The 19412-nt window shown below is 73.8% G+C and carries 21 protein-coding genes; 10 read left to right on the top strand and 11 right to left on the bottom strand.

Annotated elements, in window-relative coordinates; all coding sequences use genetic code 11:
• Window positions 1-4 precede the first annotated feature (4 nt).
• Window positions 5-718, bottom strand: a complete 714-nt coding sequence (locus tag GA0070609_RS11025; RefSeq protein WP_088993725.1) for an MSMEG_4193 family putative phosphomutase — start codon at window positions 716-718, stop codon at window positions 5-7.
• 1182 nt (window positions 719-1900) lie between these two features.
• On the opposite strand from GA0070609_RS11025, the gene GA0070609_RS11020 reads away from it, so the two are divergent.
• Window positions 1901-2497 (top strand): hypothetical protein, encoded by a 597-nt coding sequence (locus GA0070609_RS11020; RefSeq protein WP_088993724.1) that lies wholly within the window; start codon window positions 1901-1903, stop codon window positions 2495-2497.
• A gap of 1112 nt (window positions 2498-3609) precedes the next feature.
• On the opposite strand, the gene GA0070609_RS11015 is transcribed toward GA0070609_RS11020, so the two are convergent.
• On the bottom strand, window positions 3610-4446 hold the full coding sequence (locus tag GA0070609_RS11015; protein WP_088993723.1) for an undecaprenyl-diphosphate phosphatase: 837 nt from the start codon (window positions 4444-4446) through the stop codon (window positions 3610-3612).
• Complete coding sequence (locus GA0070609_RS11010) at window positions 4443-5495, bottom strand: LLM class F420-dependent oxidoreductase (protein WP_088993722.1); 1053 nt, start codon at window positions 5493-5495, stop codon at window positions 4443-4445. Before GA0070609_RS11010 ends, GA0070609_RS11015 begins: the two co-directional genes overlap by 4 nt.
• 246 nt (window positions 5496-5741) lie before the next feature.
• On the opposite strand from GA0070609_RS11010, the gene GA0070609_RS11005 reads away from it, so the two are divergent.
• On the top strand, window positions 5742-6713 hold the full coding sequence (locus tag GA0070609_RS11005) for an aldo/keto reductase (protein ID WP_088993721.1): 972 nt from the start codon (window positions 5742-5744) through the stop codon (window positions 6711-6713).
• Window positions 6714-6732: 19 nt separating this feature from the next.
• On the opposite strand, the gene GA0070609_RS11000 is transcribed toward GA0070609_RS11005, so the two are convergent.
• The 3 genes from GA0070609_RS11000 to GA0070609_RS10990 all read right to left on the bottom strand — a co-directional run bounded on the left by GA0070609_RS11000 (window position 6733) and on the right by GA0070609_RS10990 (window position 9172).
• A complete protein-coding gene (locus GA0070609_RS11000) occupies window positions 6733-7641 on the bottom strand; it encodes a hypothetical protein (RefSeq protein ID WP_088993720.1) in 909 nt (302 codons plus the stop codon).
• Window positions 7642-7781: 140 nt separating this feature from the next.
• The gene (locus GA0070609_RS10995; RefSeq protein WP_088993719.1) at window positions 7782-8843 is read right to left on the bottom strand and encodes a WXG100 family type VII secretion target; all 1062 of its coding nucleotides are present in this window, start codon (window positions 8841-8843) and stop codon (window positions 7782-7784) included.
• Window positions 8840-9172, bottom strand: a complete 333-nt coding sequence (locus tag GA0070609_RS10990) for a hypothetical protein (RefSeq protein ID WP_088993718.1) — start codon at window positions 9170-9172, stop codon at window positions 8840-8842. Before GA0070609_RS10990 ends, GA0070609_RS10995 begins: the two co-directional genes overlap by 4 nt.
• 96 nt (window positions 9173-9268) lie before the next feature.
• Here GA0070609_RS10990 and GA0070609_RS10985 point away from each other — a divergent pair, with 96 nt between their 5' ends.
• The 3 genes from GA0070609_RS10985 to GA0070609_RS10975 all read left to right on the top strand — a co-directional run bounded on the left by GA0070609_RS10985 (window position 9269) and on the right by GA0070609_RS10975 (window position 11125).
• On the top strand, window positions 9269-9688 hold the full coding sequence (locus GA0070609_RS10985) for a YbaB/EbfC family nucleoid-associated protein (RefSeq protein WP_088993717.1): 420 nt from the start codon (window positions 9269-9271) through the stop codon (window positions 9686-9688).
• Window positions 9685-10683: an SseB family protein gene (locus tag GA0070609_RS10980; RefSeq protein ID WP_088993716.1), complete on the top strand. Its 999-nt coding sequence runs from the start codon at window positions 9685-9687 to the stop codon at window positions 10681-10683. The genes GA0070609_RS10985 and GA0070609_RS10980 overlap by 4 nt, the downstream gene beginning before the upstream one ends.
• 250 nt (window positions 10684-10933) lie before the next feature.
• Complete coding sequence (locus GA0070609_RS10975; RefSeq protein WP_088993715.1) at window positions 10934-11125, top strand: DUF5703 family protein; 192 nt, start codon at window positions 10934-10936, stop codon at window positions 11123-11125.
• A gap of 86 nt (window positions 11126-11211) precedes the next feature.
• Here the strand turns inward: GA0070609_RS10975 and GA0070609_RS10970 are convergent, their stop codons facing one another.
• Window positions 11212-11868: a hypothetical protein gene (locus tag GA0070609_RS10970; protein ID WP_088993714.1), complete on the bottom strand. Its 657-nt coding sequence runs from the start codon at window positions 11866-11868 to the stop codon at window positions 11212-11214.
• Window positions 11869-11928: 60 nt separating this feature from the next.
• A complete protein-coding gene (locus tag GA0070609_RS10965) occupies window positions 11929-13257 on the bottom strand; it encodes a M20/M25/M40 family metallo-hydrolase (RefSeq protein WP_088993713.1) in 1329 nt (442 codons plus the stop codon).
• Between the two features lie 100 nt (window positions 13258-13357).
• On the opposite strand from GA0070609_RS10965, the gene GA0070609_RS10960 reads away from it, so the two are divergent.
• From GA0070609_RS10960 to GA0070609_RS10950, 3 genes are all read left to right on the top strand, one after another.
• The gene (locus GA0070609_RS10960; RefSeq protein ID WP_088997652.1) at window positions 13358-13951 is read left to right on the top strand and encodes a hemerythrin domain-containing protein; all 594 of its coding nucleotides are present in this window, start codon (window positions 13358-13360) and stop codon (window positions 13949-13951) included.
• A gap of 102 nt (window positions 13952-14053) precedes the next feature.
• Window positions 14054-15061 carry a LysR family transcriptional regulator gene (locus GA0070609_RS10955; protein ID WP_088993712.1) on the top strand — a complete coding sequence of 336 codons (1008 nt, stop codon included), beginning with the start codon at window positions 14054-14056 and terminating at the stop codon, window positions 15059-15061.
• 19 nt (window positions 15062-15080) lie between these two features.
• The gene (locus GA0070609_RS10950; RefSeq protein ID WP_088993711.1) at window positions 15081-15326 is read left to right on the top strand and encodes a hypothetical protein; all 246 of its coding nucleotides are present in this window, start codon (window positions 15081-15083) and stop codon (window positions 15324-15326) included.
• Between the two features lie 64 nt (window positions 15327-15390).
• On the opposite strand, the gene GA0070609_RS10945 is transcribed toward GA0070609_RS10950, so the two are convergent.
• The 3 genes from GA0070609_RS10945 to GA0070609_RS10940 are packed head-to-tail and all read right to left on the bottom strand — an operon-like array spanning window position 15391 to window position 18481.
• The gene (locus tag GA0070609_RS10945; protein WP_088993710.1) at window positions 15391-15741 is read right to left on the bottom strand and encodes a DUF3140 domain-containing protein; all 351 of its coding nucleotides are present in this window, start codon (window positions 15739-15741) and stop codon (window positions 15391-15393) included.
• Window positions 15741-15914, bottom strand: a complete 174-nt coding sequence (locus GA0070609_RS33120) for a hypothetical protein (protein ID WP_157748113.1) — start codon at window positions 15912-15914, stop codon at window positions 15741-15743. The genes GA0070609_RS10945 and GA0070609_RS33120 overlap by 1 nt, the downstream gene beginning before the upstream one ends.
• A gap of 14 nt (window positions 15915-15928) precedes the next feature.
• Window positions 15929-18481, bottom strand: coding sequence for an ATP-dependent Clp protease ATP-binding subunit (locus GA0070609_RS10940; protein WP_088993709.1), 2553 nt, complete (start codon window positions 18479-18481; stop codon window positions 15929-15931).
• Window positions 18482-18614: 133 nt separating this feature from the next.
• On the opposite strand from GA0070609_RS10940, the gene GA0070609_RS10935 reads away from it, so the two are divergent.
• Both GA0070609_RS10935 and GA0070609_RS10930 read left to right on the top strand, forming a co-directional pair.
• Entirely contained in the window at window positions 18615-18992 is a 378-nt protein-coding gene (locus GA0070609_RS10935; protein WP_088997651.1) for a hypothetical protein, read from the top strand.
• Window positions 18993-19143: 151 nt separating this feature from the next.
• Window positions 19144-19404 (top strand): hypothetical protein, encoded by a 261-nt coding sequence (locus tag GA0070609_RS10930; RefSeq protein WP_088993708.1) that lies wholly within the window; start codon window positions 19144-19146, stop codon window positions 19402-19404.
• The last annotated feature ends 8 nt before the right edge of the window (window positions 19405-19412 follow it).

Genomic DNA, 19412 nt, shown 5'->3' with positions numbered 1-19412 from the left:
GGGCTCACCGCGCCGCCCCCGCTCCCCCACCGACCGCGGCGTCCGAGTCGGCCGCCCGGGCCGCCCGCCGGCGCCGCTTGCGCGGCGGCGGCACCAGACCGGCCAGGTCGCCGCCGGTGTCGTTGAGCCGCAACAGGAACGGGCGCACCGGCGTGTAGCGGATCGCGGTCACCGACGCCGGGTCCGCCACGATCCGCTGAAACAGGTCGAGATGTACGCCCAGCGCGTCCGCCACGATCGCCTTGATCACGTCGCCGTGGCTGCACGCCAGCCAGACCGCCTCCGGGCCGTGCTCGGCGGTGACCCGGGCGTCCCAGGAGCGCACCGCCGCGACCGCCCGGGCCGCCATCGCCGCCATCGCCTCCCCCTCCGGGAAGACCGCCGCGCTGGGATGCTGCTGGACCACCGGCCAGAGCGGCTCCTTGGCCAGCTTCTTCAGCGGCTGCCCCTCCCACGTGCCGTAGCCGCACTCGATCAGGCCCTCCTCGACGACCGGGGACGCCTCCGGCAGCGCCAGCTCCAGGGTCTGCCGGCAGCGGATCAACGGGCTGGTCACCACCGCCGCCAGCGGCACCGCCCGGAGCCGCTGGCCGACCGCGGTCGCCTGGGCCCGGCCGGTGTCGTCGAGCTCGACCGGCTGGCGGCCGGCCAGCCCACCGTCCGCGTTGGCGGTCGTCCGGCCGTGTCGCAGAAGCAGAAGGGTCGCCACGGTCACCACCCTAGGGCCTGGGGTGTGCGGGTCCACTGCCGCCCGGCGCGCCCGCTTTCGGGTCTCTGTGACCGGCTCCGGACGGTCGACTCGATCCCTGTGCCAGGTTCGCTCGCGGTGGGTGGTGGTTGCGGTTGGGGGTGTGGCCCGCCGTGACCGGCTCCGGGCGGTCAGGCTTGATCCCTGCGCCGGTCACGGCGGGCCACACCCTCGTCGTGGTCCTCCGCCGCTCGACCGGATTCACGTCTGGGCCGGCGGTGCGGTCACGGTGGGCAGACATGTAGTCGTGGTCCGGCTCCGCTCGTGCGGTCACGGTGGCCCCACCGTTGTCGTGGTCCGGGTCCGTTCGTGGCGCTGGCGCCGGTTCGCTCGACCCGTCCGGCGCGGCTGGCGGCGGCTGGGTCGGGTCGGGCGTGTCGTCGGGGCTGGGCATGTTGTCCGGGAGGTTGATACCTCTGAGTCATCAATATGCCCCTGAGGTATCACGCTCGTTCCTCGGTGACCCCACCCACCGCTCGGGATTCCATGGGGCCCGCTGGATGAAACCTCAGCCCGGGTCGGTCATCCGGACTTTCCGCGCATCCGGGGCATCGAGTGTGCGGACCCGCCGTGGGCGTGTGGGCCCTGTCGTCGTTTCGCCGATGTGGCGGTATCGACCCGTCCGGGATGGCCCCATATCGGCGACACGGAGTCGATCTCCCCGTCCGGCCCGTCGGCCGGGCTGGTGGTTCGACCCGTGAGTGGGGTGTTTGTCGGTTTGTGGGTGTGACCGGCGGCATCCGGGTGGCGGAATCGGGGCCGGGTCGGGGGCGTTACATCATGCGGACGATCGAGCAAGGGCACGCCGCCGGCCCGGCCGGCCCCGAGGCCCGTGACCCCGGCGGAATGATGGCGGGCGGCCGGTCGTTACATCCCCCGGCGATCGCAGCAACACCCCGCCCGGCAGAGCCGGGTGAGGGTTCCGGCCCCGGAATGATGGGGTGCTGGCGGTCGTTACACACAGTCCGGCCGCGCAGGGCACCCCCGCCCCGCAGGTTTGCCGGGCATCTGGCACCGGCCAGGGCATCCCCCGCCCCGCGAGAGTGCCGAGTGGTTCTTCCCCTGAGTCTTTCTGGGCGCCTGATGGTGCTTGCGCTGCTGTGGCCCGTCCCCCTTGGGTTTGGTGGCGTCATCCCCCGAAGGAGCTTTGTGATGAACACGATCATGCGTAAGAGCGTTCTGGGTATTGCTGGTCTGGCCTTCGCCGGTGGCATCGCCGCTGGCCCCGCCATGCACGCTGAGGCCGCGTCGGTCGAGTCGGTGAAGCCGGTCGCCGTGACCGTGCAGGCTGACAAGCCGGGTGTCGATAAGGCGAAGCTGATTCCGCATGGTGTGCAGGGTGAGCAGTCGCGCATCGAGCTCGACGGTGAGCAGGTGGAGAACGTGAAGGCGATCATCGCGGCGACGAAGAAGTCCGACATGGACGAGCGCGCGGCGGTGGTGGCGATCGCGACCGCGCTGCAGGAGTCGAAGCTGGAGAACCTGGGTCACCTGGGTGAGCGCAACGACCACGACTCGCAGGGCCTGTTCCAGCAGCGCCCGTCCTCGGGTTGGGGCACGGTCGAGCAGATCACCGACCCCGAGTACTCGACCACGGCGTTCCTGAAGGGCCTCAAGCAGGTCGACGGCTGGCAGGACATGCCGCTGACCAAGGCCGCCCAGACGGTGCAGGTGTCGGCCTACCCGTTCCACTACGCCCAGTGGGAGCAGCAGGCCGCCGACCTCGTCGCCGAGCACTGGAACAACTGACAACCCAACACACGCAGGACCGACTTTCCTCATGGGGGGACTGCTGGCCGACACCCACACCGGGTGCCGGCCAGCAGCACATCCACCGACCGCAGGGCCAGCACCCACCACGGGTGCCGGCCCTGCGGCATACCCGGACTCGGGCCGGCCCCCGATCGCGGGCGCTGGCCAGCGATGTCTTCCCAGCAGACCGACCGACACCTACCACCGCTGACCGGGCACCCACCACCGGGTATCGGCACCTCGCGGAACCGAACATCCCCGCCGACCCGGCACGGCGGCGGCAGCGGCGCGCGCTGACACCGGCGGCCTGGCGGCGATCTTGGACAGTTACCGTCCGCCGCGAACCGAAACTGTCCAAGATCTCGACCAGCGCCCCACACACCCACGTCCCGCACACCCACGCGGACAGCGCGAGGCACCGACCCGACGACCGCGACCGGCGGTCGAGGCTCGACCGGGACAGGGGTGTGGCCCGCCGTGCCCGGCGCAGGGATCAAGCCTGACCGCCCGAAGCTGGGCACGGCGGGCCACACCCCCAACCTTGTCCCCAACGCACCAGGCCACACCCCCGACCACCGCAACATCGGCGCCCGAAGGCCCGGCCGACGGACGATGCCGTGCAGCCAAGGGGCGCGGGCGGCCGACCGCCACCCGGCACGAAACCAGTCCAGCAAGCGGGAACAACCCGACCCACTACCCGGTTGAGACCAGTGTCGGTGTGACTCAGTGTCCCCGGGCCTCACCTCTATAGCCTTCGCGGAATACCGTCCGGCTGGAGCCGCGTCGCGCCACTCGCCGAGAGGCGACCTGCACACCGACACCCCAGCGCCGCCCCCGCAGCCCACAAGGCCGCGGGGGCGGCGCTGTCTTTCGGGAACCCGCGGCCCCTGGCCCCGGGAGGCGTGAGCCGCGCCTCGCGGCCGGCGGAGGGCCCGGCCGTCGCAGCCCCCGGTCACCGACCCGGCAGCCAGCGGATGTGAATCCTGGATCGGCCAGACCTGGCGCGACCTCGCGGCAGGTCGTCAGGACCCGCGCCGGGGCGCTGGGATGGAACGGCGACGGCCCCCGGTCGCCTCGCGGTGCCGGGGGCCGTCGGGGGTCGCGGACGGTTAGGTGGCGCTGATGGTGCCGGTCATCAGCAGGGCGAGGACCAGGGTGCCCAGCGCGACCCGGTAGAGCACGAAGACGTACAGGGTGTGGTGGGCGACGTAGCGCAGCAGCCAGGCGATGGCCGCGTAGCCGATGGCGAACGCGATGACCGTGGCGACGATCATCTGGGCGACCGACGGCGCCGAGGTGCCGGGGGCGGCCGGTTCGAAGACGTCACCGACGCTGAAGATCCCGGACATCACCACGGCTGGGATGGCCAGCAGGAACGAGTACCGGGCGGCCGCCTCGCGGGTCAGGTTGAGCAGCAGCCCGGCGGTGAGCGTGCCGCCGGAGCGGGACACCCCGGGGATCAGCGCCATCGCCTGGGCGAAGCCCATCACCACGCCGTCGCTCATCCGGAAGTTCTGCAGGGTGCGGGTCTGCCGGCCCCAGTACTCGGCGAACGCGAGGACGAACGCGAAGACGATCAGCGTGGTGGCGACCAGCCACAGGTTGCGGCCGGCGGTACGGATCTGGTCCTTGAACAGGAAGCCGAACAGCCCGATCGGGATCGAGCCGACGATCACGTACCAGCCCATCCGGTAGTCGAGGCTGGAGCGGACCGACTTGTCCGTGATCCCGACCAGCCACGTCCGGGTGATCCGCCAGATGTCCTTGGCGAAGTAGATCAGCACCGCCGCCTCGGTGCCCAGCTGGGTCACCGCGGTGAACGACGCCCCGGCGTCCCGCTCGAAGAAGATCGCGGAGGTGATCCGCAGGTGGCCGGACGAGCTGACCGGAAGGAACTCCGTCAATCCCTGGACGATGCCCAGGACGATGGCTTCGACCCAGGTCACTCGCCGACTCCGGCGAGGTCGAACGCCTCGGCGACGGTACGCAGGGTCTGCACCCCGCTGTCCCGGTCGGCGGCGAACAGGCTCACCGACAGGGTGGTGACGCCGGCGGCGGCGTACTCCCGCATCCGCTCGGCGATGCGCTCCTTCGGTCCGAGCAGCGAGGTGCGGTCGATGAACTCCATCGGCACCGCGGCGGCCGCGTCGCGCTGCCGCTTGGCGAGGTAGAGGTCCTGCACCTCGCGGGCGGCGTCGCCGTACCCCATCCGGGTGGCCAGCTGGTTGTAGAAGTTCTGCTGCCGGCTGCCCATGCCGCCCACGTAGAGCGCGGCGTACCAGCGGACCAGCTCGGCGCAGGTGGCGATGTCGTCGCCGACGACCACCGGCACGGACGGGACCACGTCGAAGCCGGCCAGTTCCTTGCCGACCTTCGCCCGCCCGGCCCGCACGGACGCCAGCTGCTCCTCGGCGAACTCGGGCGAGTAGAAGACGGCCAGCCAGCCGTCCGCGATCTCCCCGGCCAGTTCCAGGTTCTTCGGGCCGACCGCGGCCAGGTAGATCGGGATGTGCTCGCGCGGCGGGTGGAAGCCGAGCCGGAGGGCCTTGCCGGGGCCGTCGGGCAGCGGCAGCGTGTAGAACTCGCCGTCGTAGGCGACCTCCTTGCGCGCCACGGCCAGCTTCACGATGTCGACGTACTCGCGGGTGCGGGCCAGCGGCTTGGCGAAGCGTACGCCGTGCCAGCCCTCGGAGACCTGCGGGCCGGACACGCCCAGGCCGAGCCGGAACCGGCCGCCGGAGAGGGCGTCGATCGTCGCCGCGGTCATCGCGGTCATCGCCGGGGTACGGGCGGGGATCTGCATCACCGCGGCGCCCACGTCGATCCGCTCGGTCTGGCCGGCCATCCAGGCGAGCATGCTCGGCGAGTCGGAGCCGTAGGCCTCCGCCGCCCACACCACCGAGTAGCCGAGCCGGTCCGCCTCCTGGGCCAGGGCCAGGTGGTCGGCCGGCGTGCTCCACGCCGTCTGGTATCCGAGGCTGAGCCCGAGTCGCACTGGTCCTCCCCCATCCGCACCACAGGTCGCACCAGGTTACGCAATGCCGGACGCGGGGCCGATCACCGGCTCACCGGAATCGCCGCGACCTCGGCGTCCGGCCGGTCGGCGGGTCGGGCGGATGGCGGGTCCGACCGGCCGGGGGGGCCAGCCGGCACCGGGCCGAGCGGACACCGGCCCGGGGCGGCAGACTTGACGGCCAGGCGAGGATATCCGTCCGGGCCCGGTTCGAAATAAGGTTCACCCATGCAACAGCGACCGCTCGGCCGAAGCGGGCTGGCGGTTTCGCGGCTCGCTCTCGGCACCATGACCTGGGGCCGGGACACCGACGCCGACGATGCGGCCGCCCAGCTGAAGAGTTACCTCGACGCGGGCGGCAACCTGGTCGACACCGCCGACGTCTACGGCGACGGCGACGCGGAGTCGGTGATCGGTTCGCTGCTGGGCACCCTGGTCCCCCGCGACGAGCTGCTGATCGCCACCAAGGCGGGGTTGCGGCCGGGCAGCGGCCGCCGGCGCGACGGCTCACGCGGGCACCTGCTGCGTACGCTCGACGCCTCGCTGCGCCGGCTCGGCACCGACCACGTCGACCTGTTCCAGGTGCACGGCTACGACCCGGACACCCCGCTGGAGGAGACCCTGTCGGCGTTGGACCACGCGGTGGCCAGCGGCCGGGTCCGCTACGTCGGGGTGTCGAACTTCTCCGGCTGGCAGACCGCCCGCGCCGCCACCTGGCAGGCCGCCTGGCCGGGGCGGGCCCCGGTGGTGGCGGCGCAGGTGGAGTACTCGCTGCTGGAGCGGGGCGTGGAGCGGGAGGTGCTGCCGGCCTGCGAGGCGCTCGGGCTGGGCGTGCTGCCCTGGTCGCCGCTGGGCCGGGGGGTGTTGACCGGCAAGTACCGGCACGGCCGGCCGGCCGACTCCCGGGCGGCGTCGCCGCACTTCGAGCGGTTCGTCGCCACCTACCTGGAGCCGCGCTGCTCCAGCATCGTGGAGGCGGTGGCCACCGCGGCCGGCGGGCTCGGGGTGTCGCCGCTGGAGGTGGCGCTGGCCTGGATCCGCGACCGCCCCGGGGTGGTGGCGCCGATCCTCGGCGCCCGGACGGTGGGGCAGCTGCTGGGCGCGCTGCAGGTGGAACGGATGACGTTGCCGGAGGAGATCACCACCGCGCTGGACGACGTGTCCTCGGTGCCGGTCGGCTACCCGGAGCGGGACGGCTGAGCGGCGCCGCCCGCCCCGGTCAGCCGGCCGGGCGCTGGCCGGGGATCTCCCGGACCGCGGCGAGGAACCGGTTCTGGTCGTCCCGGGTCGCCGGGTTGACGATCCGGATCCACGACCCGTCGTCGAACACGATGGTCGACGGGAAGTGCATCAGCCGCGCACCGCCGTGGTCGCAGTCGATCCGGGCGATCCGGCTGCGCTGCACGCTCCACAGCAGCCGGGGCTGGCGCTTGTCCGGCCGGCCCTCATCCGGGCGGCGACCCATCCGCAGCAGGTGCAGGTGGGTGTCGGTCACCGCGAGCGGGGTGCCGGTGTAGCGCTCCAGGAAGAGCAGCAGGCTGCCGGCGAGGGTGGCGAGGTCGCCGCTGAAGACGTACCGCCGCCGGTAGGCGATCTCGGCGAGCTGGTCGGCCAGCGGCCGGTACCGGCTGAGCCGGAACAGCGCCCGGAACGCCTCCTGCTCCTCGGTCAGCGGTAGCGGTTCCCGGACCGGCGCCTGCTGCGGCGGCCCGGCCGGCGGCTCCTCCTCGCCGGGCACGGCCGCCGCGAGCACGGCGGCCTTGCCGGGGAGCAGGAGGACGCCCGCGGCCAGCCGCACCGGGGTCATCACCGCGTCCACCCAGACCACCGGGTTGACGATGTTGAGCAGCCCGAACAGCGCGCGGGGGTCGAGCGCCTCGGCCATCTCGTCGCCGACCCGGTCGACGAGCTGGCTGCCCGCGCGGTGCCCCTCGGGCGCCCGCACCGGGGCCAGCCCGACGTAGCGCAGCTCCTGCCCGGGCACCAGCGGCGCGACCAGGGCACGCTCCGGTTCGTCGCTGGTACGGAACTCGTCGCGCAGCTCGCGGGCCTTGTCCCGGGCCGCCCGGGCGCCGCCGAGCACCGCCTCGGTGAGCCGCCCGAGCCGGCCCCGCCCACCACCGCTCACGCCGCCACCCCGGATCGTGACCGCGGGGCCCGCAGGACCGGCGCACTCCACGCGCTCACGCGGCCACCTCGGTTCGCGACCGCAGGGCTCGCAGGACCAACGCACTCCTCGCGCTCACGGCGTACCTCCTCGATCGACCGTCACCGGCCCGCCGGCTGCTGCGCGGGCGGCTGACCGAAGACATTCTGGTCGACCCAGTCGGCGCCGTCCTGCACCGCCTGGTCGACCTTGTCCCCGACCAGGTCGGCGCCGGGCACGGAGAGGCCGGTGGTGACCGCGACGGTGCCCCAGGTGACCCCGTGCACGATCGTGTTCGGCACGTTCCACGGCAGGTTGGTGGCCCAGTCGCGGGCGATCGTCTGGGCGCCGTTGCTGATGCCCTCGTTGCGCAGCACCTTCATCCGCTCGAAGGCGCCCATGTCGAACGGCGACCCGGACTTGCCCAGCTTGTAGTGGCCCTTGGCCGGATCCATCACCTTGTGGTACCACTTGTCCGCCTTACCGGCGGCGCTCCGCTTGTCGGCGTACTTCTGGCCGGTACGCAGCCACTTCTGCTTGTCGACCAGCTTGTCCAGGTGGCTGCGCAGCTTGCGCAGGTAGTAGAGCACCCGCTGGAGCAGCTTGATCACCTTCTGCAGGTGCGCGGCCAGCGGCCGGATCACCTTGAGCATCCGGGTCAGCACGATCATGCCGCGGGTGACCGTGATCGCCATGCCGGCCGCCCAGGACGCCCCGGCGGTGAACGGCGCCATCAGCAGCGCGGTGACCAGGGTGACCAGCATCCAGTTCACGAACTCGACGCAGAGGTCGACCAGCACGTCGTGCACGGTCTGCAGGCCGTCGGCGACGCCGCGCAGGTATTCGGCGGTGGCGGCGAACTGCTCGCCGAGGTCGAGCAACTGCTGCTCCACCTCGGCCATCCGGCGGCCGTACGCCTCACCGGACGGCGACCGCCACCCGGCCTGGGCGGCCTCGCGGGCGCCGCGGTGGCCCTGGGCCAGCTCGCGCACCTGCGCGGCCAGCGCGTCCCACTCGGTGGCCTTGGCGCGCAGCGCCGCCGGCTCGCCGTCGACCAGGTCGACGAGCTGGATCAGCGGCCAGGCCAGGGTGCGGCAGACGCTGTCCACCGCCTCATGCACGCCGGAGAGCGCGTTGTCGATGCCGTTCCACAACTGGACGGCGCTGCCGGCCGGCCCGCTCATCGGGACATCCCGGACTGGATGGCCTTGAACCCGGCGTCGATGTCCTGCTCGTTGCGCTCGTACGCCTCGGCCGTGCCGGCCAGCGCGGTGGCCACCCGCTCGAACGCGTCGTGCGCCGACCGGAACAGCTCCATCCCGCCCTCGACCTGCTCGGCGTACTTGTCGCGGAGCATGTCGCTGGCGAACGGCAGGTGACCGAAGGCGTCCGACGGTATGTCGCCGGCCGAGGCGATCCGGCTCTCCAGGGCGGCCAGCGAGCTGGCGACCTGCTTCGCGGCGGTCTCCAGCCGACGGACCGCGTGCACGTCGACTTCGATGTCTGGTGGCATCGCCGTTCCTCCCCCGTAGCGTGCGGCCCACCGACGATACGATCACCCCGCCGCCGGGCACCACCCCGGTGCCACCGTCCACGGGGGAGGAATCTCATGGCTGACCCGCTGTCCGCGTTCGACGCGCTCGCAGGGCGGATCGCCGACATCGAACGCCGCTTCGCCGGCCTGCGGGACGACCTGTCCGAGCTGTCCGGCACGGCCACCGACGAGAGTGGCCTGGTCACCGCCACCGTCGACGCCACCGGCGCGCTCACCGACCTGAGCTTCGCACCGACCGCGCTGCGCGCCGGCACCGACGGGCTCGCGGAGATGGTGCTGGAGGCGTACGGGCGGGCCAAGGCCGCCGCGGCGGAGCAGTTCGAGGAGCGCACCGAGGGTCTGGACGCGAAGCTCGGCGCCGGGCTGACCGACCTGTTCGGCACGCCGGGCGACTTCTCCGCGCTGGGCCGGCTGGAGGAGGCCGTCGGCCGGCTGGGACGGCTGGACGGGCGGCTGCCCGGCTCGCCGGCATGACCTCGCCGAGCTGGCCGGAGATCGTCGACCGACTGCGGGACACGCTCGCCCGCTGCGACCGGGACACCGACCTGGAGCTGGCCGCCGGTCCGCGCCGGCTGCACCTGCTGGTGCGCCGGGAGACGGTCCGGCTGCACTGCCCCGGCTACGACGAGGCACGCCTGGCCGCGCTCGGCTGGCAGCGTCCGCCCGACGGCAACGGCGGGTGGTGGTACGAGACGCCGCGTACTCCGGAGCGGCTCGACTGGCTCGGCATGTTCGTGGCGCGGACCGCTGCCGAGGTGCTCACCGCCGACCCGGGCGCGCTCTCCTGCCGGGCCCTGCCGCCGACACCGGTCCCCGTCCCCGCCGCCCGGCGGCCGGCCACCGCGCCGGTCCCGCCGTCCCCCGCCGACCTGCCGGTTCCGCCGCCCGGCGACCGGACGGCCGCGGTCGTCGGCCCGTACGCCGCCGCCGAGCGGGCCGTGGTGGCCGGCGCCGGAACGCCGGGCGGCCCGGACCCCGCGAACGAGCCGACCCCAGCGGTCGGGGGCGGAACCGTCGGCCGCCCGGACCCCCCGACGCCGCCGTTCACGGCCGTTGGGGCCGGACCGGCCGGCCGCCCGGAGTCCTCCGGCACGGCGGGGCGGACGGTGACGGACCTGCTCGCCGAGGCCGCTGGTCGGCGCGACCTCCCCGGGTACCTGGGGGTGCTGGCGGCCGCCACGGTGTGCGTGCCGCTGGCGGCAGAGCCGAGCCCGGACGCCGACTTCCCCTGGACGGTGACCACCGATCCAGTGGGCGCACCGCTGCTGCCGGTCTTCACCTCGCCGGAGGTGTTGACGGCCTTCGCCGGCGACGGGGTGCCGTTCGTCGCGCTGGCCTGCGCCGACCTCTTCGCGGACTGGCCGGACCGGTCTTGGGGGCTCGTGGTCGACCCGGGCACCGCGCGGTCGGTCGCGCTGGCCGCGCCGGCCCTGGCCACCCTGCTGGCGGCGAACACCCCGGCCGGCTGACCCACCTCCGCCGCCCGGTGGCGGCAGACGTGCCCGGCCAGGCGGCCGGACAACCCCGCACAGGCGGCGGACAGGCGACGCGGGCCGGTGCCGGCGGGGAGTGGCGCCGGGCGGCCAGCGCGGGCCGGCGGGTTCGGGCAGGCGGCGTCGGGCAGGCGGCGCGGGGCGGCGGAAACCGGGCGTGGGCAGCGGCGCGGGTCACCGCGTGGGGGGGTGGCGGACGGCCGCCGGGCTGGGCAGCATAGTGCCCATGGACTACGAATACGCGCCGCTGCGGTTGCCGCCGAACGTCGACCGGTTGACCGCCGCGGCGCAGCTGGCGATCCAAGCGGAGTTCTCCGGATGGGAGTTGGCCCGGGTGCGGCTGTTCCGCGACGGTACGCGGCAGGTGATGCTGCGTCGCCGGCGGATCAACCAGCCGCAGCCGGGCCTGTCGTACTGAGGCGCGGGCGCGGGGCCGGGCTCCCGCGCCGGTGACGCCCCGGAGCCCGTGCCGGGTGAGCCGGGCCCCGGGGCGTCGCGCCCTGCCTAGTGGGCGTGGTCGTGCTCGTCGTCGAGCTCCAGGAACGGGTGCTCGTCGAGCCGGCCGACCAGCCGGTCGTCGGCGCCCGGCTGGAACGGGCCGACCGGGTCGTCGTCGTCGAACGACTCCAGGTCGACCGGGGTGCCGACCTCGCTGACCATCACCACCCCGTCGAGCGGCTCCAGCTCCGGGACGTCCAGCGCGCCGAGCGAGCCGTCGCCGCTCTGCAGCAGCTCCAGCACCGCCTCGCCGACGCCCTCCACCGGCGCCGGCTCGTCGTCCTCGGGCGTGCCCTCCCGGCGAGCCACCTCGGCCACCCGGATCAGCGCCGACACGCTCGGCACCCGGTAGTCCCGGCGCTGGCGTACCGAGATCACCCGCGGGTGCGGGTCGGTGGCCTCCACGCCCTCCGCGCCGCCGCCGAAGCGCTGGTCGGCCTCGTCCGGGTCGATCGACTCGACGTCCCAGGGAGTGACCTCGCCGAAGGCGTCCAGGAGTTGCTCGTCATAGGCGTAGGACGCGTTGTTCAACGCCACGTACGCCTGCCAGACGTCGTCGTCGTCGATGCGGCCCTGCGCGGCGCGGACGGCGGCCAGGTGGTGGCGGGCCGCTTCGATCACGCGCTCGAGGGCGGCGTCCAGCTCACCGTGCTGGTCGGTCATGTGAGGCAGTCCCTTCGCGATGGGGAGGATCGGTGCGGATGGTCGGTGCGCCGGACCCGACTAGCAGGTGCGCAGGAACCGGTCGAGAACCCGCACGCCGAACTGTAGTCCGTCCACCGGGACCCGCTCGTCGATGCCGTGGAACAGCGCGGAGAAGTTCAGGTCGGCCGGCAGCCGCAGCGGCGCGAAGCCGAAGCAGCGGATGCCGAGCTGCGAGAAGGCCTTCGCGTCGGTGCCGCCGGAGAGCATGTACGGCACCGGCCGGGCGCCCGGGTCCTCGGCCCGCAGCGCCGCCGACATCGCCTCGACCAGGTCGCCGTCGAAGGTGGTCTCCAACGCCGGCTGCCGCTGGATGTACTCGATCGCGATGTCCGGGCCGATCAGCTCGCGCAGCTGCCGCTCCAGCAGCTCGGACTGGCCGGGCAGGCTGCGGCAGTCGATGGTCGCGGTGGCCCGCCCGGGGATCACGTTGTCCTTGTAGCCGGCGGACAGCCGGGTCGGGTTGGCGGTGTTCCGGATGGTCGCGCCGATGATGTTGGCGATCGGGCCGAGCTTGGCGATGGCGGTCTCCGGGTCGTCCGGGTCCAGCTCGATGCCGAGCAGGTCGGAGACCTCCTCCAGGAACGCCCGCACCGTGTCGGTGACCACCACCGGGAAGCGGTGCCGGCCGATCCGGGCGACCGCCTCGGCGAGCGCGGTGACGGCGTTGTCGTCGTGCACCATCGAGCCGTGCCCGGGCCGGCCCTTGGCGTGCAGGCGCAGCCAGTCGATGCCCTTCTCGGCGGTCTCGATGAGGTAGAGCCGCTGGGCGTCGTTGACCGAGTAGGAGAAGCCGCCGACCTCGCCGATCGCCTCGGTGCAGCCGTCGAAGAGGCCGCCGTGCCGCTGCACCAGGAAGTGCGCGCCGTAGTCGCTGCCCGCCTCCTCGTCGGCGGTGTAGGCGAGCACGATGTCGCGCGGCGGCTGGACGCCGGTGCGCTGCCAGTGCCGCACCACGGCCAGCACCATCGCGTCGAAGTCCTTCATGTCGATCGCGCCCCGGCCCCAGAGGTAGCCGTCGCGCAGCTCGCCGGAGAACGGGTGCACCGACCACTCGTCGGCGTCCGCCGGCACCACGTCGAGGTGGCCGTGCACCAGCAGCGCGCCGCGGGACGGGTCGGCGCCGGGGATCCGGGCAACCAGGTTCGCCCGGCCGGGCGCGGACTCGTGGATCACCGGCTCGACGCCCACCTCGGCCAGCTTCTCCGCCACGTACTCGGCGGCGCGGCGTTCACCCACGCTGGTGTCGTTGTCCCCGGTGTTGGTGGTGTCGATCCGCAGCAGGTCACGGCAGAGGTCGACGACCTCGGTGGTGGGGTCGGGTCGGGCGGAGGCGGCGTCGCTCGTCATCGCATCTTCATACCAGCCGGCCACGGTTTCGGCGCAGACGCCGCCGGGTACCGCCGGACCCGACCGCGCCCCCACGCGGTCCGCCACCGAGGAGGGCACCATGACCGTCCCCCTGCCGCCGCTGCCGCCCGCGCCCGAGGAGGGCTACCGGCCCGGCGGACGCAGCATCGCCGACCTCGTCGCCGGCGAGCACCGTCAGCTGCTGGAGCTGGTGGACCGGCTCACCGGCACGCCGGAACCGCCGGCGGACGGGCTGGAGGTGCTCACCGCCGCGCTGTCCCGGCACCTCTCGGCGGAGGAGCAGTACCTGCTGCCGGCCGTACGGTCGGCCCGCCCGGATCTCGCGGCCCGGGTGGACCACGAGATCGACGCGGACGCCGGGCTGCTCACCGCGCTCAAGGAGCCGACCGGCCTGGCCGAGCTGGCCGAGCGGGTACGCCGGCACGTGGCCGGCGTCGACGCGCTGGTCGCGGCGCTGTGCGAGGTGGCCACCGCCGAGGAGCTGATCCGGCTCGGCAACCGGCTGGAGATCGCCGAGGAGGCGGCGCCGACCCGGCCCCACCCGGCCACCCCGGCCACCCCGCCGTGGAACCGGATCGTCGAGCCGGCCGTCGGGGTGGTGGACAAGGTGCGCGACGCGGTCTCCGGTCGGCCCACCTACCTCGCCGACCTGCCCGCGCCGCCCGACCGATGACCGGCGGCCACCGCGCCGACCGGTCCTGGCCCGCAAATATCGGAACGCGTTGATCCGTACGGACCCTTCCCGCCGACTGCCGGTGGACCTACCGTCATATCCATGAACCTGGAGCTGCGACACCTGAGGGTGGTCTGCGCGATCGCGGAGACGGGGAGCGTGACCAAGGCGGCCTCGACGCTCGGCCTGGCCCAGCCGGCGCTCACCGCCCAGCTCCAGCGCATCGAGCGGACCCTGGGCGGACCGCTGTTCGAGCGGGACCGCCGCGGCGCGCGACCCACCGCCCTCGGTGAGCTGGTGCTCGCCCGGGCCCGGGTGCTGCTGCCGGCGATGAAGGGCCTGCAGGACGAGGCGGCCCGGCTGGCCGGTGCCGGGGACGCGCCCCGGCGGTACCGGTTCGGCGGGATGAACAGCCCGATCCTCGGCCGGTTGGTGCACCGGCTCGCCGCCGAGCAGCCGCAGGCCCAGATCAGCACGTACGCGTCCTGGTCTGCGGACGAGCTGGCCCAGTCGGTGGCCGGCGGCCGGCTGGACTACGCGCTGATCGGGGTGTGCGGCGACTCCGCGCCGTCGGCGGAGTTCGGGCTGTGCTGGCGGGAGGTGGCGGTCGACCCGGTGATGGTGCTGCTGCCGGAGACCCACCCGCTGGCCGACCGGGACGAGGTGCGGCTGGTGGACCTGCGCCACGAGCAGTGGGTGGCCGCGCCGGGCGAGGGCTGCTTCGGCGACTGCTTCGCCGCCGCCTGCGCCCGCTCCGGCTTCACCCCCCGCAAGGTGTACGAGGCCGACGTGCGCGGCTGCGTGGACCTGGTGGACGCGGGCGAGGCGGTGGCGCTGTGCCAGGCCACCTTCCGCCCGGTGGCCGGCCTGGTGACCCGGCGGCTGGCCGGCACCCCGCTGCGCTGGCGGCTGCTGCTGGGCTGGCACCCGGACTCCCCCGCCGCGCTCGGCGCCGACCTGGTGCTGGAGACGGCGCTGGCCGCGTACACCGACGCGCTGGCGCCGCACCCGGCGTACCTGGCCTGGCTGATGCGCAACCCGGAGTTCGGGGTGCACGGCCCGAAGGCGGCCGGGCCGGTCGTCGGGGCGCGCGGGGTGCGAACCGCCTGAGCGCGGGTATCTGCCCGGCATGACCGACCTCGACCCCGCCGCCGCCGACCGGGAGACGCTGCTCCGGGCCGCCGCCGCGCACACCGCCGCCGCACAGGACGTGGAAGCCTTCCTGCGCCGCCTGCCGGAGGTGCCGGACGCGTCAGCCATCACCGAGTACGCCAACCTGCTCACCCGCGAGCAGCGGCAGCGCGCCGACCGTGAGGCCGCCGCCGACGCCTTCGGGCTCACCATCGGCAGCCTCGAGTCCGACCAGGGGACTTGACCCCGGCCGAACACCGACGTCGTCGTCACCCCGGGGCGGGGTGACGACGACGTCGTGCGGTGCCTCAGCGTTCGACCAGGACGTCGTGGCCCAGGTCGAGCAGGGCGTGGCGCCAGTCGTCGTCGGCGTTGCCACGCGGCGGCTTGGCCTCCAGCAGGTTCTGGATCTCGTCGATCGCGTCCTGCATCACCTTGATGTCCTCCGGCGTCAGGTCGACCTTGCGCTTGGTCAGCACCTTGAGGATCTGCCGGCCCGGCTCGGGCAGGTCGAGATCCGGGTCCGGCCCGAACGACTCCTCCCCCGAGCCGCGGGTCAGCAGCCACTGCCGCAGCTTCTCGGACGGGACGTTCACCTGGGCGTGGAAGTCGTCCCAGAGCACCTCCACCTCGGGATCGAGCCGCGCCTCTCGTACCATCAGCCCTCCTCTCCGGGCGGTGGCCCGGACGAACCCGGGTCCCCCTCCTCGTCGTCGGTGCGCCGACCCAGGCCCTCCGGCGGCACCCGGACCCGGCCCGGGTTGGCCGTCGGCGGGGCCACGATCGGATCGGTGCGATCGCTCTCGTCCTGGCTCTCCTCGGGTTCGGTCATCTCCGCCCTCCGGGTCATCGCGGATGCGAGGTGGTCGCCGCGGTGTAGCCGCGTTCGCCCGCGGAGACGTCGAACGTGAGCTGGCCGTCGCGGGCGTCCACGACGACCTTCTGGCCCGGCGAGACCGACGACTCGAGCAGCATCCGGGACAGGTGGTTGTCCACCTCGCGCTGGATCACCCGGCGCAGCGGGCGGGCGCCGAACTCCGGCTGGTAGCCGTGCTCGGCGAGCCAGTCGACGCCGGCGGTGGTGAAGTCCACCTGGATGTCCTGGGCGTGCAGCCGGCGCCGGGTCTCCTCCAGCATCAGCCCGGTGATCTGGCGCAGCTGCTCCGCCTCCAGCCGGCGGAAGATGATCACTTCGTCGATCCGGTTGAGGAACTCCGGCCGGAAGTTCTCCTGGAGCCGGCGCATCAGCCGCTCGCGCAGCTCGTCCCGCTCCTGCTCGCCGCCCTCCGCGCCGGCGCCGAAGCCGACCGCGCGCTGGGTGCCGGTGATCAGCTCGGAGCCTAGGTTGCTCGTCATGATCAGGACGGTGTTCTTGAAGTTGACCGTCCGGCCCTGGCTGTCGGTGAGCCGCCCGTCGTCGAGCACCTGGAGCAGGACGTTGAACACGTCCGGGTGGGCCTTCTCGATCTCGTCCAGCAGCACCACCGCGTACGGGCGGCGGCGCACCGCCTCGGTGAGCTGCCCGGCCTCCTCGTACCCGACGTAGCCGGGCGGGGCGCCGACCAGCCGGCTGACCGTGTGCCGCTCCTGGAACTCGCTCATGTCCACCCGGACCATCCGGTCGGCCTCGCCGAAGAGCGCCTCGGCCAGCGCCCGGGCCAGCTCGGTCTTGCCGACCCCGGTCGGGCCGAGGAAGAGGAAGCTGCCCATCGGCCGGTCCGGATCGGCCAGGCCGGTGCGCGACCGACGCACCGCCTCGGCCACCGCGACGACCGCGTCGTCCTGACCGACCACCTTCTCGTGCAGCTGCCCCTCCAGGCGCAGCAGCCGGTCCCGTTCCTCCTCGGTGAGCTGGGCGGCCGGGATCCCGGTGGCCCGGGAGACCACCTCGGCGATCTCCTCCGGCCCGACCGCCGGCACCTGGGACGGTTCCTCGTCGCCCTTGGCCCGCCGGATGTGCCCCTCCAGCTCGGCGATCCGGTCGCGCAGCGCGGACGCCCGCTCGTACTGCTCGTCGGCGACCGCCTGCTCCTTGTCCCGGCGTACCTCGTCGAGCTGCTGCTCCAGCTCGCGCACGTCCTCGGCCGGGGTCCGGGTGCGCAGCCGGATCCGGGCGCCCGCCTGGTCGATCAGGTCGATCGCCTTGTCCGGTAGGTAGCGGTCGGTGACGTACCGGTCGGAAAGCTCGGCGGCGGCGACCAGCGCCTCGTCGGTGAACCGCACCTGGTGGTGCGCCTCGTAGCGGTCCCGCAGGCCGCGCAGGATGGCGACGGTGTCCTCGACGCTCGGCTCGGGCACGAACACCGGCTGGAACCGGCGGGCCAGCGCGGCGTCCTTCTCGATGCTCTTGCGGTACTCGTCCAGCGTGGTCGCGCCGATCACCCGCAGCTCGCCGCGGGCCAGCGCCGGCTTGAGCATGTTGGAGGCGTCCATCCCGCCCTCGCTGCCCGCGCCGCCCGCGCCGACCAGGGTGTGGATCTCGTCCAGGAAGACGATCAACTCCTCGCGGTGCGACCGGATCTCGTCGATCACCTTCTTCAGCCGTTCCTCGAAGTCGCCCCGGTAGCGGGTGCCGGCGACCAGGCCGGCCAGATCGAGCTGGACGACCCGCTTGCCGAGCAGGGTCTGCGGCACGTCGCCGTCGCAGATCTTCTCGGCGAGGCCCTCGACGATCGCGGTCTTGCCGACGCCGGCCTCGCCGATCAGCACCGGGTTGTTCTTCGTCCGCCGGGAGAGGATCTCCACCGCCTGCTCGATCTCGTCGGCCCGGCCGATCACCGGGTCGATCTGGTCGTTGCGGGCCAGGTCGGTGAGGTCCTGGCCGTACTGGTCGAGGGTCGGGGTGCCGCGGTCCGGCTTCGGGCCGCCCATCGGGCCGCGCTCGGCGTTGGCCGCCTGCAACGACTCGGGTTGGATCCGGCCGGCGGCCAGCATCCGCCCGGCCGGCGACTCCGGGTTCAGCGGCAGCGCCATCAGGATGTGCTCCGGACCGATGTAGTTGGCGCCCATCGCCCGGGACAGCTGGTGGGCGTCGAGCAGCGCCCGCTTGGCCGCCGGGGTCAGCGAGAGGTTCGGCGGCACCTCCCCGCCCGGCGCGCCGTCGCCCCGCCCGCCGAGCGCGTTCAGCAGCGTGTCCGGGTCGGCGCCGGCCCGGCGCACCAGGTCGCGCAGCGGCTCGCGCTGCAACGCCGCCCAGAGCAGGTGGTCGGTGTCCAGGTCGGTGCTGTGCCGCTGGGCGGCCCGCCGGGCGGCGTCGGCGAGCATCTCCCGGGCGTCGGCGGTCATCAGCCGGGTGATGTCGACCCGGTGCGCGGGCCGGCGCCCACCCTCGCCCCGGCCGAAGTACCGGGCCAGGAACTCGTCCCAGGGGTCGGAGCCGAAGTCACCGGGTCCCATCATGTCTGTCCTCCGCAGTCGGGCGCGGCACGGTCGCCAGGGGCTACCCGGCGGCCGGCCCGACAAACGCCGCACTGGTGCCACCGCGGGGCAGGTGCCCGCCCGGCGGCGCGTCGGCGGGTGGCAGGCTGGCGGCATGGAGTCGACGCCGCTGCTGATCGTGGACGCCGCGAACGTGGTGGGCTCGCGCCCGGACGGCTGGTGGCGGGACCGGGCCGGCGCCACCGCCCGGCTGCGCGACACGCTGGCGCCGGTGGGCGCGGCCGGGCTGCCCGACCGGCTGCCGCCGCCGGTGGAGGTGGTGCTGGTCGTGGAGGGCGCGGCACGGGACGTGCCGTCCGTGGCCGGGGTGCGGGTGGTCGCCGCCGACCGGTCCGGCGACGACGCGATCGTCGAGGAGGTAGCGGCCGCCCCGGGGCGCCGCCGCCTGGTCGTCACCGCCGACCGTGAGCTGCGGGAACGGGTCGCCGCGCTGGGCGCCGAGGTGTACGGCCCGCGGTGGCTGCGGGACTGACCGGCCGGCCGCCGGCGGTCCCACCAATCGGACTTGTGGCGCTCGAAGTCGACAACCGGTCAGCGGGGCAGGAACACTGACAGGGCGGTTGTTCTCTCACCCACCGGGATAGGCTCTAATGGAGGCCTCCCCGCCCCCAGGAGGTTCCGCCGTGGCGAGCGTCGCCGAGCTCAAGGCAGCCATCGATGTCGCCCTGCAACAGATCGGCGACGGCCAGAGCGCCGTACAGGCCGCCGGCGAGAAGCTGGCCGAGGCGCAGCAGACCCTGGCCGGGGCGCTGGAGGGCAGCGGGCACGAGACGGTGGAGGCGGCCCAGGCCTCGCTCACCCAGGCCAGCCAGGAGCTGGAGGAGTGCCTCGCCGCCACCCTGGTCGCGGTCGAGCAGGCGCAGCTCTACGTCGCGGCCCTCTAAGGGCGCCG

The sequence above is a fragment of the Micromonospora echinaurantiaca genome, assembly GCF_900090235.1.
Classification (GTDB): Bacteria; Actinomycetota; Actinomycetes; order Mycobacteriales; family Micromonosporaceae; genus Micromonospora; species Micromonospora echinaurantiaca.
This window is presented reverse-complemented; position numbering and strand designations above follow the sequence as displayed.

Bases quoted from the DNA above. Each gene is read 5' to 3' on its own strand.
- GA0070609_RS10970 (WP_088993714.1), bottom strand. From the start codon at position 11,868: ATGACCGACCAGCACGGTGAGCTGGACGCCGCCCTCGAGCGCGTGATC.
- GA0070609_RS10990 (WP_088993718.1), bottom strand. From the start codon at position 9,172: ATGCCACCAGACATCGAAGTCGACGTGCACGCGGTCCGTCGGCTGGAG.
- GA0070609_RS10955 (WP_088993712.1), top strand. From the start codon at position 14,054: ATGAACCTGGAGCTGCGACACCTGAGGGTGGTCTGCGCGATCGCGGAG.
- GA0070609_RS10950 (WP_088993711.1), top strand. From the start codon at position 15,081: ATGACCGACCTCGACCCCGCCGCCGCCGACCGGGAGACGCTGCTCCGG.
- GA0070609_RS11005 (WP_088993721.1), top strand. From the start codon at position 5,742: ATGCAACAGCGACCGCTCGGCCGAAGCGGGCTGGCGGTTTCGCGGCTC.
- GA0070609_RS10975 (WP_088993715.1), top strand. From the start codon at position 10,934: ATGGACTACGAATACGCGCCGCTGCGGTTGCCGCCGAACGTCGACCGG.
- GA0070609_RS10980 (WP_088993716.1), top strand. From the start codon at position 9,685: ATGACCTCGCCGAGCTGGCCGGAGATCGTCGACCGACTGCGGGACACG.
- GA0070609_RS10945 (WP_088993710.1), bottom strand. From the start codon at position 15,741: ATGGTACGAGAGGCGCGGCTCGATCCCGAGGTGGAGGTGCTCTGGGAC.
- GA0070609_RS10985 (WP_088993717.1), top strand. From the start codon at position 9,269: ATGGCTGACCCGCTGTCCGCGTTCGACGCGCTCGCAGGGCGGATCGCC.
- GA0070609_RS10965 (WP_088993713.1), bottom strand. From the start codon at position 13,257: ATGACGAGCGACGCCGCCTCCGCCCGACCCGACCCCACCACCGAGGTC.
- GA0070609_RS10940 (WP_088993709.1), bottom strand. From the start codon at position 18,481: ATGATGGGACCCGGTGACTTCGGCTCCGACCCCTGGGACGAGTTCCTG.
- GA0070609_RS10960 (WP_088997652.1), top strand. From the start codon at position 13,358: ATGACCGTCCCCCTGCCGCCGCTGCCGCCCGCGCCCGAGGAGGGCTAC.
- GA0070609_RS10995 (WP_088993719.1), bottom strand. From the start codon at position 8,843: ATGAGCGGGCCGGCCGGCAGCGCCGTCCAGTTGTGGAACGGCATCGAC.
- GA0070609_RS11020 (WP_088993724.1), top strand. From the start codon at position 1,901: ATGAACACGATCATGCGTAAGAGCGTTCTGGGTATTGCTGGTCTGGCC.
- GA0070609_RS10935 (WP_088997651.1), top strand. From the start codon at position 18,615: ATGGAGTCGACGCCGCTGCTGATCGTGGACGCCGCGAACGTGGTGGGC.
- GA0070609_RS33120 (WP_157748113.1), bottom strand. From the start codon at position 15,914: ATGACCGAACCCGAGGAGAGCCAGGACGAGAGCGATCGCACCGATCCG.